This is a genomic window from Ramlibacter alkalitolerans (assembly GCF_016722765.1).
In the GTDB taxonomy this organism is placed as follows: domain Bacteria; phylum Pseudomonadota; class Gammaproteobacteria; order Burkholderiales; family Burkholderiaceae_C; genus Ramlibacter; species Ramlibacter alkalitolerans.
Genome location: NZ_JAEQND010000015.1, coordinates 1 through 12,913, shown reverse-complemented (window position 1 = coordinate 12,913; position 12,913 = coordinate 1). Strand labels below are relative to the sequence as shown.

13 protein-coding genes are annotated in these 12,913 nt (G+C 71.5%); 6 read left to right on the top strand and 7 right to left on the bottom strand.

The window, feature by feature from the left end; translation table 11 throughout:
- Window positions 1-100 precede the first annotated feature (100 nt).
- Both JI746_RS23100 and JI746_RS23095 read left to right on the top strand, forming a co-directional pair.
- Window positions 101-526 (top strand): hypothetical protein, encoded by a 426-nt coding sequence (locus tag JI746_RS23100; protein ID WP_201692649.1) that lies wholly within the window; start codon window positions 101-103, stop codon window positions 524-526.
- A gap of 83 nt (window positions 527-609) precedes the next feature.
- Window positions 610-2,610, top strand: a complete 2,001-nt coding sequence (locus JI746_RS23095; RefSeq protein ID WP_201692648.1) for a S9 family peptidase — start codon at window positions 610-612, stop codon at window positions 2,608-2,610.
- Window positions 2,611-2,616: 6 nt separating this feature from the next.
- Here the strand turns inward: JI746_RS23095 and JI746_RS23090 are convergent, their stop codons facing one another.
- Window positions 2,617-3,114, bottom strand: a complete 498-nt coding sequence (locus JI746_RS23090) for an NUDIX domain-containing protein (RefSeq protein ID WP_201692647.1) — start codon at window positions 3,112-3,114, stop codon at window positions 2,617-2,619.
- A gap of 167 nt (window positions 3,115-3,281) precedes the next feature.
- Between JI746_RS23090 and JI746_RS23085 the strand changes: the two genes are divergently transcribed.
- Window positions 3,282-5,033: an ExeA family protein gene (locus tag JI746_RS23085; RefSeq protein ID WP_201692646.1), complete on the top strand. Its 1,752-nt coding sequence runs from the start codon at window positions 3,282-3,284 to the stop codon at window positions 5,031-5,033.
- A gap of 15 nt (window positions 5,034-5,048) precedes the next feature.
- Window positions 5,049-5,714: a general secretion pathway protein GspB gene (locus JI746_RS28085; protein WP_201692645.1), complete on the top strand. Its 666-nt coding sequence runs from the start codon at window positions 5,049-5,051 to the stop codon at window positions 5,712-5,714.
- Between the two features lie 6 nt (window positions 5,715-5,720).
- On the opposite strand, the gene JI746_RS23075 is transcribed toward JI746_RS28085, so the two are convergent.
- Both JI746_RS23075 and JI746_RS23070 read right to left on the bottom strand, forming a co-directional pair.
- Window positions 5,721-6,314: a DUF6064 family protein gene (locus JI746_RS23075; RefSeq protein ID WP_201692644.1), complete on the bottom strand. Its 594-nt coding sequence runs from the start codon at window positions 6,312-6,314 to the stop codon at window positions 5,721-5,723.
- Between the two features lie 25 nt (window positions 6,315-6,339).
- Window positions 6,340-7,227, bottom strand: coding sequence for an aldo/keto reductase (locus tag JI746_RS23070; protein ID WP_201692643.1), 888 nt, complete (start codon window positions 7,225-7,227; stop codon window positions 6,340-6,342).
- A 48-nt stretch (window positions 7,228-7,275) separates the two neighbouring features.
- Between JI746_RS23070 and JI746_RS23065 the strand changes: the two genes are divergently transcribed.
- Window positions 7,276-7,842, top strand: a complete 567-nt coding sequence (locus JI746_RS23065; protein ID WP_236600069.1) for a histidine phosphatase family protein — start codon at window positions 7,276-7,278, stop codon at window positions 7,840-7,842.
- Here JI746_RS23065 and JI746_RS23060 read toward each other — a convergent pair.
- The gene (locus JI746_RS23060) at window positions 7,839-8,534 is read right to left on the bottom strand and encodes a hypothetical protein (protein WP_201692641.1); all 696 of its coding nucleotides are present in this window, start codon (window positions 8,532-8,534) and stop codon (window positions 7,839-7,841) included. The genes JI746_RS23065 and JI746_RS23060 overlap by 4 nt on opposite strands.
- A gap of 215 nt (window positions 8,535-8,749) precedes the next feature.
- Here JI746_RS23060 and JI746_RS23055 point away from each other — a divergent pair, with 215 nt between their 5' ends.
- The gene (locus JI746_RS23055; RefSeq protein ID WP_201692640.1) at window positions 8,750-9,277 is read left to right on the top strand and encodes a bactofilin family protein; all 528 of its coding nucleotides are present in this window, start codon (window positions 8,750-8,752) and stop codon (window positions 9,275-9,277) included.
- A 143-nt stretch (window positions 9,278-9,420) separates the two neighbouring features.
- Here the strand turns inward: JI746_RS23055 and JI746_RS23050 are convergent, their stop codons facing one another.
- From JI746_RS23050 to JI746_RS23040, 3 genes are read right to left on the bottom strand one after another with little or no spacing between them, the layout of a single operon-like run.
- The gene (locus JI746_RS23050; RefSeq protein WP_201692639.1) at window positions 9,421-10,299 is read right to left on the bottom strand and encodes a sugar phosphate isomerase/epimerase family protein; all 879 of its coding nucleotides are present in this window, start codon (window positions 10,297-10,299) and stop codon (window positions 9,421-9,423) included.
- A gap of 2 nt (window positions 10,300-10,301) precedes the next feature.
- Complete coding sequence (locus JI746_RS23045; RefSeq protein WP_201692638.1) at window positions 10,302-11,486, bottom strand: dihydrodipicolinate synthase family protein; 1,185 nt, start codon at window positions 11,484-11,486, stop codon at window positions 10,302-10,304.
- A 10-nt stretch (window positions 11,487-11,496) separates the two neighbouring features.
- On the bottom strand, window positions 11,497-12,660 hold the full coding sequence (locus JI746_RS23040; RefSeq protein ID WP_201692637.1) for a Gfo/Idh/MocA family protein: 1,164 nt from the start codon (window positions 12,658-12,660) through the stop codon (window positions 11,497-11,499).
- Between the last annotated feature and the right edge of the window lie 253 nt (window positions 12,661-12,913).

Genomic DNA, 12,913 nt, shown 5'->3' with positions numbered 1-12,913 from the left:
GCGGGTGCGCGTTCCGACAGCAGCGCGAACAGCCTGTCCTACGCGGCCGGGCAGCCGGCTTCGCGATCATCCTTTCCAGCAGCAAATCACGGAGAGGGCCATGACCGCCACGATGCAAGACGAATGGAAAGAACAGGCAGACGAGCCGGAGATCCGCATCGACGGGCTCGTCGATCCGCAGCGCGAGGACGCGCACTGGCAGCAGGCCTACTGGGCCGAGCCGTACTACCGGGCCGAATGCAGCTATGACGACTACGCCCCGGCCTACTGCGTCGGCTACATCGGCTACGCGCAGTACGGCGGCCGCTTCGAGGAGGCGGAGAAGTCGCTGTGCGCCAACTGGGTGCGCATCAAGGGCGATTCCTGCCTGAGCGTGGAAGAGGCGATGCAGGCCATCCGCGCTGCCTGGGACCATGCCAGCCGCAGAGAGTCCATCGTCGCAGTGGAAGAGGAAGAGGACGATCTGCTGGTCGAGCCTGCGCTGGTCGCCACCCCGGCGCGCCAGCCCGCCTACGCCGCGGCCTGACCTTCGCGCTTGTGCGGCAGCGCCCGTGTGCCTGCCGCCTGCGTCCTACAGGTCGCAGCGCAGGCAAGGGCGACCATCGTGTCATGCCGCAAGCCTTCACTGTCGAAGACCTGTACCTCCACCAGAAGGTGACCGAGCTGGACGCCGCGGCCGATGGCCGGTGCGTCGCCTGCACGGTGCGCTCGGTGGACCGCGAGAACGACGACTACCTGTCCTGCATCTGGGCGGTTCCCCTGGACGGGGGGCCGCCGCGCCAGCTCACGCGCGGACCCGGCAAGGACAACACGCCGCGCTGGTCGCCCGACGGCGCGCAGCTCGCTTTCATCTCCAGCCGCGGCGGCGCGCCGCGGCTCCACCTGCTGCCGCGTGAAGGCGGCGAGGCAGCGCCGCTCGGCCAGCTGCCGGGGCCGCCTTCCGACCTGCGCTGGTTCCCCGACGGCAAGGCCCTGCTCGTCGCCGCCCCGGTCACGGTCGATCCCGACTGGCGCGGCGCCCGCCCGCAAGGCCGCAAGCCGAAGGAGCGCCAGGTGCAGCCGGAGGTGGCCTGGAAGCTGCCGTACAAGAGCGACGGCATGGGCTACATGCTCAGGCGCGAGATCCACCTGTTCCACCTCGACGTGCGCAGCGGCGAACATCGGCAGCTCACCGATGGCCCGTTCGACGTGCTTGCCTTCGCCGTCTCTCCCAACGGCCGCCACCTCGCCTACGCCCGCACCCGCGAGGGCCGCTTCGCGCACCGCACGGACCTCTGGGTGGCCGACGCCGACGGCAGCCGGGCGCGCCAGCTCACGCAGGAGTTCGCCACCGTGATGAGCCCGGCGTGGTCGCCCGACGGCCGCTGGATCGCCTTCAGCGCCACCGCGGACGAGGGCGACGCGCAGACCAATCTCTGGGTGCTGGAATTCGCCAGCGGCAAGATCCGGCGCGTCGGCGACGCCGACCTGCAGGTCGCCGATCCCACGTCCGTGCGCTGGAGCGCGGACGGCAACAGCGTGCTGTTCATCCGCGCGCACCGCGGCCGGCACCACGTCGTGCGCGTCCCGGTGCCGGACGGGCAGGTCGAGGTGCTGGTCGCGGGGCACCGCCAGCTCGGGGCCTTCGTTGCCGCGGGGGACACCCTGGTCTACACCGTCGACCATCCCTCGCAGCCCAGCGAGGTGCATGCGTGTCCCGCCGACGGCAGCGAGCGCCAGCTGAGCGACTTCAACCCGTGGTGGAAGGACCGCACGCCCATCCTGGCGGAAACCTGGGAGTTCCAGGTGCCGGACGGCCGCGGCGGCACGGAGAAGATCGAGGGCTGGCTGCTGCGCGCCGAAGGCAGCGCCGGCCCGCTGCCACTGCTCAACGACGTGCACGGCGGACCGGCGAGCTATGCCCTGCTGGGTTTCGACACCAACATCTACTGGCAGGTGCTGTGCGCGCGCGGCTGGGCGGTGCTGGCACTCAATGCCGTGGGCTCGGCCAGCTACGGGCGCGAGTTCTGCGACCGCCTGGCCGGCCACTGGGGCGAGTACGACCTGCCGCAGCACCTGGCCGCGGTGCGGCAACTGCGTGACGAGGGCGTGTGCGACGAGCGCCTGGCCATCGCCGGCAAATCGTACGGCGGCTATCTCAGCGCCTGGGCGATCGGGCAGACGGCGCAGTTCCGCGCCGCGGTGGTGATGGCGCCGGTGGGCAACATCGAGACGCACTACGGCACCTCCGATGGCGGCTACTACGCGGATCCCTACTACATGGGCAGCGGCGAGCGCTTCGACCGGAAACTCGCGAAGGCGCTGTCGCCGATGGCGCACGTGGAGAGGGCGACCACCCCCACCCTGTTCATGCAGGGCGCCAGCGACGAGCGCTGCCCGAAGTGCCAGTCGGAGGAACTGTTCGTGAGCCTCATGCGCGCGGGCAGCACGGAGGCCGAACTCGTGCTTTACCCGGGCGAGGACCACCACTTCCTCGGCGAGGGCGCGCCTTCGGTGCGGCAGGACGCCGCCGAGCGGATCATCGACTGGATCACGCAGCACACGCAGGCGCCGCCGCCGGTGGCGGAGCAGCACGACGCGGCCGAGTCCGCGCAGGACAGCCGCGCCTGAGCGGCGTCAGGCCGGCGTGGCGGGCAGCGCGCCGGTGGGTTGAGCGCCCAGCGTCTGCAGGAGCGCATCGACGAAAGGGGCCTGCCCGGCGATGAGCTTCTGCCGCGCCTCCCCGGGCGCGAACCAGCGCACGCGGTCGATCTCGGGGAAGGCCTGCATGCGGCCCGAGCGCGGCGGCCACTCCATCTCGAACAGGTTGCTCACGAGCAGCGACGGATCGGCATCGCCTTCGAACGCCCACGCGGTGATGCGCTTGCCGCTCTTCTGCCGCAGTTCACCCAGGGGCAGGAAGGGCGGGGTGCTCTCGAAGCCGGTTTCCTCCCGGAACTCGCGCTGGGCGGCGGCGAGCGGATCCTCGTCGAGGCCGATCTCGCCCTTGGGCAGGGTCCAGGAGGCGATGTCCCGGCGGACCCAGAACGGCCCGCCGGGATGGGCGAGCAGGACCTCCACCGCGCCGGCACGGCGTCGGAACATCAGCAAGCCGGCGCTTCGGATGGTGGCCACGGCGCGAAGTGTAGAGCCTGTGTCCGGTGGCGGGCTGCGGCCTTGCAGCCGGCCACGCGCATGGCGCCGCTGGCGTTCGCCGCAGCGCCTCGCCTTCGCCTGACGCACGTCAGTCGGCGGGGGTTGCCCCCCACGACACTGTTACATGGCCGAGTTATCCTAGGCGCATGTACGCCGCGTATTTCGGGCTGAAGCAGGAGCCGTTCTCCATCGCGCCGGATCCGCGCCTGCTGTTCATGAGCGAACAGCACCGGGAAGCCCTCGCGCACCTGCTGTATGGCGTCCAGGGCGGCGGCGGCTTCGTGCTGCTCACCGGCGAGATCGGCACCGGCAAGACCACGGTGTGCCGCTCCTTCCTCGAGCAGGTGCCGCCGCACGTCAACCTCGCCTACATCTTCAATCCCAAGCTGACCGTGATCGAGCTGCTCGAGACGGTCTGCCACGAGTTCGGCGTCGCGGTGACGCCGCCGCCGCAGCGCGCCGCGACCGTCAAGGACTACCTCGATCCCCTCAATGCCTTCCTGCTGCACTCGCATGCCGCCGGCCGCAACAACGTGCTCGTGATCGACGAGGCGCAGAACCTGGCGCCCGAGGTGCTGGAGCAGCTGCGGCTGCTGACCAATCTGGAGACCAGCGAGCGCAAGCTGCTGCAGATCATCCTGATCGGCCAGCCCGAGCTGCGCGACATGCTGGCCCGGCCGGAGCTCGAACAGCTCGCGCAGCGCGTGATCGCGCGCTACCACCTGCGCGCGCTGGGCGAGGCGGAAAGCGCGCAGTACGTGCGCCACCGGCTCGAGATGTGCGGCCTGCAGCGGCCGCTGCCCTTCGACCGCGCGGCGCTGCGCAGCATCCATCGCGCCACCGGGGGCGTGCCGCGCCGCATCAACCTGCTGTGCGACCGCGCGCTCCTGGGCGCCTATGCCAACGGGCAGGGCCAGGTCACGCGGCGGGTGGTGGCCGAGGCGGCGGAGGAAGTCTTCCCGCGCGCCGGCGGGCCGCTGCGTCCGTGGCCGCGGGCCGCGCTGGCCGGCGTGCTGGGGCTGGTGGCGGGCGCCGGCCTGCTCGCCGCCGCCACGCGGGTCGCCGACGAGGTGTCGATGCCGATGCTGCCCGGGACGTTCACGCTGGCGCCCAAGGCGAGCGGGCCGGCGGCGCTGGCGGTGCGGAGTGCGCCGCCAGAGCCCGTGTGGGTCGCCGCCACCGGGCCGGCAGCCACCGAGTCGGCGTCGGCCGCACCGGTCACGCCGCCCGCAGCGGCCGCATCGGCCGCATCCGTCGCGGTCGCCGCAGTCGCCACGCCCTCCGCGCCAGTCACCGCCGCCGCGCCTGTGCCGCCGACGCTGCTGCGCGACGAGCAGCAGGCCTGGCGCGAGCTGGCGCAGGGCTGGCAGATCCCGGTGGAGGAGGGCGACGCCTGCACGGCACTGGCGCGCCGCCAGGTGCAGTGCTTCAACCGCACCATGAGCCTGGCGATGATCCGCCAGCTCGGTCGGCCGGGCATCGTCACCCTGGACCGCGACACCGGCCAGCCCTCCTATGCGATCCTCGCCGGACTCACGGACCGCACCGCCACCTTGCGCGCCGCCGGCACCGAGCAGACGGTCACGCTGGCGGCGCTGGCGCAGCGCTGGCACGGCGAGTTCGGCACGCTGTGGCGCGTTCCTCCCGGCTACGGCGAGAAGTTGCGCCAGGGCCAGGCCGACCCCACCATGGAGTGGACCGCCAGCCGGCTCGCCCTGGCCCGCGGCGCTCCGGCGCCGACGCGCCCGGCGGTCTTCGATGCCGCGCTCGCCGCCGACGTGCGCTCGTTCCAGCTCGCGCAGGGCCTGCCGCCGGACGGCCGCCCCGGTCCGCTCACCTACATGCAATTGAACCGGGCCAGCGGCGTCGACGAACCGCGCCTGCGCACCGAACCCTGAGGAAGAACCGAGCGCATGTCCTACATCCTCGATGCCCTGCGCCGTGCCGACGCCGAACGCGAGCGCGACCCCGGCCGCGGCATCCATGCCCATCCCGTGCCGCTGCCGGCGGAGACGGCGCGCCGGGTCCCGGTCTGGGTCGTTGCGGCGCTCGCCGCCGTGGCGGTGCTGGTCGCCGTCGCCCTGCTGCTGCGGCCGGCGCCGCGCGTCTCGCTCGATCTCGGCATGCCGCCGCCGAACGCCCCGGTGGCCAAGCCCGTGGCGGTGTTGCCGCCGCCGGCCGTGCCCGTCGCCACCGAGGTGAGCCCGCCGGCACCGCCGCCGTTGCCGCCGGCGGAGCGCCCCCTGGACCGCCCGGTCGTGAAAGCGCCGGCGCCCGTCGTGGCCCCGGAAGCGCCGGCCGCGCCCGCCGTGTCACGCGCGCCATCCGCACCCGCCGCTGTCGCCGCGGACCGCGTGCTGGCGCCCTCCGAACTGCCGTCCGACGTGCAACGCGAGCTGCCGAAGCTGCAGGTCTCCGGTGGCGTGTACTCGGAGAACCCGGGACAGCGGATGCTGATCGTCGGCGGGCAGGTCGTGGGCGAGGGCGCCGAGGCGGCGCCGGGCGTGCTCGTGGAGCAGATCCGCGCGCGGTCCGCCGTCCTCAAGTTCCGCGGCTACCGCTACAGCGTGCAGTACTGAGCGCGCTCACTGCGCGATCAGCCAGCGGGTGGCGGCGCCGAGCAGGAGCGAGACGGCCGGCACCACGGCCAGCAGCCAGCGGCTCCACTGCGGCCAGGGGCGCAAGCCGGCCAGCACGCCGGCCGTCGCCAGCGCGGTCGGATCCGGCATGAAGCCGGCCACCTCCGCCTCGCTCCAGGCGTGCCCCGTGAGTGGCGCCAGCAGCGGGTAGCACAGGGCGGCGGCGAGCAGGATCCAGCACGGCGCGCCCGGTGCCGGCAGCACACCGGATTTCACCGGCATCGCCGCGGCTGCCAGGAGCAGCAGGGCCTCCACCGCGCAGGCGCCCGCCAGCCACGGTGCGGCCAGGAAGATCTCCGCATACAGGCGCCAGTAGAAGGCCCATGCAACCCAGGCCCAGGCGAGGGCGAGAAGCGCCAGGGCACGGCGCCCGCCCGTGACGGAGCCGCCGCGCAGCAACAACGCCAAGGCCAGCATGCCCGCGACGGCCAGCCCCTGCGCCGGCCACCAGGCTGCGTTGTAGCGGGCCACCAGCCGCCAGTACACCGGCGGCGAGAACATCAGGAAGTCGGAGAGCCCATAGGTCCACCACTCCGGCATCAGGAACACCTGCAGGCTGCGACGCTCACAGCCCGGCGACGTAGGCGGCCATGCGCTGGCGGGTCGCGGCGTCGGGCCAGGACCCCCGGGCGACGGCCATGTTCTCGCGCACGTGGTCGACGCGGCGGGTGGCCGGGATCGCGCAGGTCACCGCCGGATGGCTGATCACGAACTTGAGCGCGAACTGCGCCCAGCTCGTGCAGCCGATCTCGCCCGCCCACGGTGGCAGCGGGAAGCGCTGCAGCCGCCGCAGCAGATCGCCCTCCTGGAACGGGCGGTTGATTAGCACGGCGAGGCCGCGCTCCGCCGCCAGCGGCAGCAGGCGCTGCTCGGCTTCGCGGTCCAGCAGGTTGTACGTGAACTGCACGAAATCGAGCCGCTGCTGGCGCATGACCTGCTCGAACTCGCGGTGCCGGCGCCCCTCCGAGGTGGTGATGCCGACGTAGCGCAGCCGGCCTGCGTCCTTCATCTTCTGCAGCAGGGGCAGCTGCTTTTCCCAGGCGAGCAGGTTGTGCACCTGCAGCAGGTCGAAGCGCGGCACTTGCCACAGCCCGAGCGAGGTCTCGAGCTGCGCGGCGCCGTCGGAGCCGGTCCAGACCTTGTCGGCGGCGAAGACGCGCTGCTGCGCGCCCAGCGAGCGCAGGCCCTCGCCGACCACGCCCTGCGACGAGCCGTACATGGGCGAGGAATCGATCAGGCGGCCGCCGGCCTCGAAGAAGGCCCGCATGACCTGCGCGCAATGGGCGCGCGCCGGCGGGTCGTTGCCGACGTTGAAGGTGATCCAGGTGCCCAGGCCGACCCGCGGGATCGGCTCACCGGAGGAGGGGATGGCGCGGGTGGACGGGCCCGGCTGCGCGGCGGCCATCCCGGGCGCGGCCAGCGCGGCCCACTGCAGCAGCGTGCGGCGCTTCATGCGGCCAGCGTAGCATGCGGGTCCGTCCACCGCACCATGGAGATTCCCATGCGCTCGACGCTGCTGCGAAGCCTGCTGGTCCTTTGTGCGCTCGCGCCCGCCCTGGGGCACGCCGACGATGCGCTGTGGTCCCTGCTGCGTGCGGGCGGCCAGGTCGTGCTGCTGCGGCATGACAGCACGGAGCCCGGCGTGGGCGACCCGGCCGGCATGAAGCTGGACGACTGCAGCACCCAGCGCAACCTGAGCGAGCCGGGCCGCGCCCACGCCCGGCGCCTCGGCGACGTCCTGCGCAGCCGCGCCATCCCGGTGGCCGGCCTGCAGGCGAGCCCCTGGTGCCGCTGCCTGGAAACGGCGCGCCTGGTGTTCGGCCGCAGCGGCGAAGTGGAGCCTGCGCTGGGCAACCTGTTCGGTCGCCACGCGCAGGAAGCGCCCCAGGTCGCGCGCCTGCGCCAGGTCGTGCAACGCGCGCCGGAGCGCGGCAACCTGTTCCTGGTCACGCACGGATCGACGGTGCTGGCGCTGACCGGCGTCTCCCCCGCGATGGGAGAGATGGTGGTGCTGACGCCGCAGCCCGCGGGCGGCTTCCGCGTCGCCGGGCGCCTGGCGACGCCTTAATCGCCGGGCGGCTGCGGCGGCTGGAACACCGACCAGCGTCCGTCCTTGAACAGGTACAGGCCGGAGGAGATCCGCGCCGTATCGTTGCTCGCGAACAGGGCGGCGGCGCTGAAACGCAGGCTGGCGACGGCGGAGTCGTCGTCGGCGCGCGCGAACACCAGGCCGCCGCGGCCCGGGACGGCCGCCACGATGCCCGATGGCGATCGCCGCAGCTGCTCTTCCCAGAACTCGCGGTCCAGGAAGTAGCTGCTGTCCAACTCGGGGGCGTTGCCGTGGACCTGCATCAGCCCGCCGCTCCAGGGCTGGGCAACGGGTTCGCCGTAGCGGCGGCGCAGGTTGTCCACGGCCTGCGCGAGGGCTTCCTCCGGGCTCAGGCGCAAGCGCTGCAGGTCGTCGGGGGAGGCGCTCTGCACGCGCCGCTCGCCGTCGAATACCAGCCGCAGGTGCATGTCGCCGAGGTACTGGAACCAGCTCGCCTCGAATTCGAACTCGCGGCCATCGGCCGCCCTGGCGCTGATCTTGCCGAACGGGGTGAGCGTCTCGTCCTGCTTGTTGGCGCCGGGCGACTCGCGCAGCACCACCAGCAGGTTGGAGGCGCTGACCTCGAATTCGCGTGGCGTCTCCGCCCGCGCGAAACCCATCGTGGCGGCCAGCAGGCTCGCGGCCGTCGCCCATCGCACCCAGTGCTTCATCGCGATTCCCTCCATCCTCACCCACATGGTGAGGGGAGAGGCGCTGCCGCGCAAGGCACCTTCGGGCGGGGTTTGCCCAATGGCGCGCACGCGCGTCGGCCGGGCGCAACGCCATTCGTTACCCTTCTTGCGCCACCCGTCGCACATGTAATGGATGTGGTGCCTAGGATCACGGGTCTTCTCTCTCCTATTTCATCGATTCAGAGGAACGCTTCATGGCATTGCAGTCCCCCTTCTTCAACAACAACAACAAGCGCGAGGACACCTATCCGCGCACCGGAGCGAACCCCAACGCCGCCGCCGTGGCCGGCGCCCAGCAGCCTGCCCCCGCCACCCCGGCGCAGCCCGCCTCCGCCCCGGTCGTGAAGGAAGGCGAAAGCAAGCTGACCGTCGGCCCGAACATCAAGCTCAAGGGAGTGGAGATCACCGACTGCGACACCCTGGTGGTGGAAGGCTCGGTGGAAGCCACGATGGACTCGCGCGTGATCCAGATCTCCGAACGCGGTGCCTTCAAGGGTTCCGCCGAGATCGACGTGGCGGAGATCCGCGGCCTGTTCGAGGGCAACCTCACCGTGCGCCAGAAGCTGGTGATCTATTCGACCGGCAAGGTCACGGGCAAGGTCCGCTACGGCAAGGTGGTGATCGAGGAGGGCGGCCAGCTCTCCGGCGAGATCGAAGCCGGCATCGGCCCGAAGAGCGCACAGGCGTCACCGGTGCGGGCGCCGCTGCAGCAGGTGCAGTAGGAGGTAAGGCCGTCACCCCCGCGCAGGTGGGGGGCCGGAACGCGCGCTGCGCGCGCTCCAGGAAGCCCTGGATCCCCGCCTTCGCGGGGATGACGAGACATCCCTTTGCGCGGATGACGGAGGGAGTCACCCCCTTCCGCCGCCTACACCGCCGTCCTGTGCCGCGCGATGCAGGTGTCCAGCACCTCCGCGTGCGGCCGCTGCCACCAGTTGCCGGTGGAGAAGATCTCCACCTCGCTGAAGCCGGCGAAGCCCTGCGCCTCCACCCAGCCGCGGATGCGCGGGATGTCGATCACGCCGTCGCCCATCATGCCGCGGTCGTTCAGCAGGTCCGTCGTCGGCGTGAGCCAGTCGCAGACATGGAACGCCAGCAGGCGGCTGCGGCCCGCGCGCCGGATCTGCTGCTCCAGCTTCGGGTCCCACCAGACGTGGTACACGTCCACGGCCACGCCCAGGCTGCCGGACCGATACGGGTCGAGCTCGTCGCAGACGTCCAGCGCCTGCTCCAGCGTGTTGATGCAGGCCCGGTCGGCCGCATACATCGGGTGCAGCGGCTCGATCGCCAGCGGCAGGTTGGCGGTGCGGGCATATTCCAGCAGCTCGCCGATGCCGTCCCGGACCTGGTTGCGCGCCAGCGCGATGTCCTTGTGCGCGGGCTGGCCCTGCAAGGCGCCGGGCAGGCCGCCCACCACCAGCACGAGGCAGGCGGCGCCCAGCTGCGCGGCTTCATCCACGGCGCGCCGGTTGTCCTCGCGAGCCGCCTTCAGGCCCTGCGCGTCGGTGGCCGGGAACATGCCGCCACGGCAGTAGCCGGAAAGCTTCAGGCCGTGGTCCCGCACCAGCTTCGCGACCTTGGTGATGCCGGCCGCCTGCACCTGGTCGCGCCAGGGCGAGATCGCCCGGATGCCGCGCTCCACGCAGGCCTCGACGATCCGCGGCAGCGGAAGGTCCTCGCCGCCCGACTTGCGCACCGTGGCCGTGTTGACCGAGAGCCAGCGGTGGTCCTGCGAAAAATCCCGCATCGTCACGCGACCCCGTGCAGCGCCAGCATCGTCCTCATGCGCCGGCTGGCCAGCTCCGGCTGCTCCAGCAGGTTGGCCGCATCCGCCAGGCGGAAGAGCTCCGCCAGGTGCGGCAGGCTGCGCGTACTCTGCTGGCCGCCCACCATGGTGAAGTGGGACTGGTGGCCATTGAGCCAGGCCATGAACACCACGCCGGTCTTGTAGAAGCGGGTGGGCGCCGCGAAGATGTGGCGCGACAGCGGCACCGTCGGGCCCAGGATGGCGTGGAAGCGCATCACGTTGCCCGCGGCGAGCTCGCCCAGGGCGGCGCTCGCCGCCGGCGCGATGGCGTCGAAGATCCCGAGCAGGGCGTCGCTGCGGCCCTGCACCGGGTCGCTTCCATGGCCGTCGCCGGCGATCAGCTCGGCGTAGTTGAAGTCGTCGCCCGTGTACATGCGCACGCCCGCGGGCAGGCGCCGGCGCATGGCGATTTCCTTGTGCTTGTCCAGCAGCGAGATCTTGATCCCGTCGACCTTGGACGCGCGGGCGTGGATGATGCCCAGCGCCGTGTCCATCGCTTCGTCGACGTTGCGCGTGCCCCAGTAGCCTGCGAGTGCCGGATCGAACATGTCGCCCAGCCAGTGCAGGATCACCGGCTGTTTCGCCTGTGACAGGATGCGCCCGTAGACCTTCTCGTAGTCGGCCGGGCCCGTCGCCACCCGGGCCAGGGCCCGGCTCGCCATCACGATCAGGCGGCCACCGAGCTTCTCGATGGCTTCCATCTGCTCCTCGTAGGCGCGGATCACGTCGTCGATCGAATGGGCCTCCGCGGCAGCGAGGTGGTCGGTGCCGCAGCCGCAAGCCACCAACGCACCGGGGACGTCGCGGGCTGCGTCCAGCGAGCGGCGGATCAGCTCCAGGGAAGTGGGCCAGTCCAGGCCCATGCCGCGCTGCGCGGTGTCCATGGCTTCGGCCACGCCCAGGCCCAGCGACCAGAGGCGCTGGCGGTAGGCGATGGTGGCGTCCCAGTCGACGGCCGACTCGATCCAGGGATCCACGGCCGCCAGCGGGTCGGCCACCACGTGGGCGGCGGAATAGGCGATGCGGTCGAACTTGACGCCGCGCTCGGGCTGCACCGGAGCGCTGCCGCTCAGGGTGTAGTCCTCCAGGGTGCCGTCGCGGGTGGGCAGCTTCAGGGTGATGGCCATGGCGCGGTGCTCAGATCGACAGGGGCGGGACATCGACGAAGCGACGTTCCTTCCAGCTTTGCAGGGCCGCCTCTACCAGTTGCACGCCCTTGGCGCCTTCCGGCAGCGTCCAGCGGTAGGGCGCGTCCTCCACGACGTGGCGGATGAAGTGCTCCCACTGGATCTTGAAGCCGTTGTCGTAGGCCTGGCTGTCGGGGATCTCCTGCCACTGGTCGAAGAAGTTCATGGTCTGCTTCACGTCCGGGTTCCACACCGGGCGCGGCGTGGCCACGCGGCTCTGGGCGCGGCACTCCTGCAGGCCGGCGACGGCGGAACCGTGCGTGCCGTCGACGTGGAAGGTCACCAGGTCGTCGCGGCGCACGCGCGTGGCCCAGGACATGTTCAGCTGCGCGATCACCGGCTCGCCGTTGTGGCCGACGAGTTCGGCGATGGCATAGGCGGCGTCGTCGGCGGTGGCCTGGTACTTGGTGCCGTTCTCGTCCCAGCGCTCGGGGATGTGGGTGGCGCCCAGGCAGGAGATGGACTTCACCTGGCCGAACAGGTTGTCCAGCACGTAGCGCCAGTGGCACATCATGTCCAGGATCATCCCGCCGCCGTCCTCGGCGCGGTAGTTCCAGCTCGGACGCTGGATCGGCTGCAGGTCGCCCTCGAACACCCAGTAGCCGAACTCCAGCCGCAGCGACAGCATGCGGCCGAAGAAGCCGGCGCGGCGCAGCATGTCCAGCTTGCGCAGGCCGGGCAGGAACAGCTTGTCCTGCACGGCGCCGTGCTTGAGGCCCGACTTCTCGGCCATCTTCGCGATCTCCACCGCCTCGCCCAGCGTGGTGGCGATGGGCTTTTCGCAGTACACGTGCTTGCCGGCACGCAGCGCCCTGGCCAGCAGCTGCGGGCGCATCTGGGTGGTGCCGGCGTCGAAGAACACCGTGTCTTCCTTGTCGGCCAGCGCCGCGTCGAGGTCCGTGCCCCAGCGGGCGATGCCCTGCGAGCGCGCGAGCGCCTCGATCTTGCCGGCGTTGCGGCCGATCAGGATCGGGTCGGGCATCACCGTGTCGCCGTTCGACAGCGCGACGCCGCCCTGGTTGCGGATGGCGACGATGGAGCGGATCAGGTGCTGGTTCATGCCCATGCGTCCGGTGACGCCGTGCATGATGATTCCGAGACGTTGGGTGGCCATGGGTGGACTCTCCGGGGCTTTAATTCACTAACTGGTGAATTATGGGGCGGGTCGGGGCGACTTGGCAAGGGCGGGGGTCCGGCTGGTTCGTCATTCCCGCGAAGGCGGGAACCCCGTCATTCCCGCGGAGGCGCACTGGTGTCCGGAAACCGTTCGGCTCACCCGAATAGCCCCGGCTGAAGGGCATCGAAGTCGGCTTGGCGGTGTCGACATCGTCGCCACCGGCAGCTTTCTTCCTGGTCGCGCAGGAACA

What these genes read in the sequence shown, in the direction of transcription:
- JI746_RS23055 (WP_201692640.1), top strand. Translation starts at nt 8,750, where the DNA reads ATGGCATTGCAGTCCCCCTTCTTCAACAACAACAACAAGCGCGAGGAC.
- JI746_RS23065 (WP_236600069.1), top strand. Translation starts at nt 7,276, where the DNA reads ATGCGCTCGACGCTGCTGCGAAGCCTGCTGGTCCTTTGTGCGCTCGCG.
- JI746_RS23085 (WP_201692646.1), top strand. Translation starts at nt 3,282, where the DNA reads ATGTACGCCGCGTATTTCGGGCTGAAGCAGGAGCCGTTCTCCATCGCG.
- JI746_RS23070 (WP_201692643.1), bottom strand. Translation starts at nt 7,227, where the DNA reads ATGAAGCGCCGCACGCTGCTGCAGTGGGCCGCGCTGGCCGCGCCCGGG.
- JI746_RS23075 (WP_201692644.1), bottom strand. Translation starts at nt 6,314, where the DNA reads ATGCCGGAGTGGTGGACCTATGGGCTCTCCGACTTCCTGATGTTCTCG.
- JI746_RS23045 (WP_201692638.1), bottom strand. Translation starts at nt 11,486, where the DNA reads ATGGCCATCACCCTGAAGCTGCCCACCCGCGACGGCACCCTGGAGGAC.
- JI746_RS23040 (WP_201692637.1), bottom strand. Translation starts at nt 12,660, where the DNA reads ATGGCCACCCAACGTCTCGGAATCATCATGCACGGCGTCACCGGACGC.
- JI746_RS23095 (WP_201692648.1), top strand. Translation starts at nt 610, where the DNA reads ATGCCGCAAGCCTTCACTGTCGAAGACCTGTACCTCCACCAGAAGGTG.
- JI746_RS23050 (WP_201692639.1), bottom strand. Translation starts at nt 10,299, where the DNA reads ATGCGGGATTTTTCGCAGGACCACCGCTGGCTCTCGGTCAACACGGCC.
- JI746_RS28085 (WP_201692645.1), top strand. Translation starts at nt 5,049, where the DNA reads ATGTCCTACATCCTCGATGCCCTGCGCCGTGCCGACGCCGAACGCGAG.
- JI746_RS23100 (WP_201692649.1), top strand. Translation starts at nt 101, where the DNA reads ATGACCGCCACGATGCAAGACGAATGGAAAGAACAGGCAGACGAGCCG.
- JI746_RS23060 (WP_201692641.1), bottom strand. Translation starts at nt 8,534, where the DNA reads ATGAAGCACTGGGTGCGATGGGCGACGGCCGCGAGCCTGCTGGCCGCC.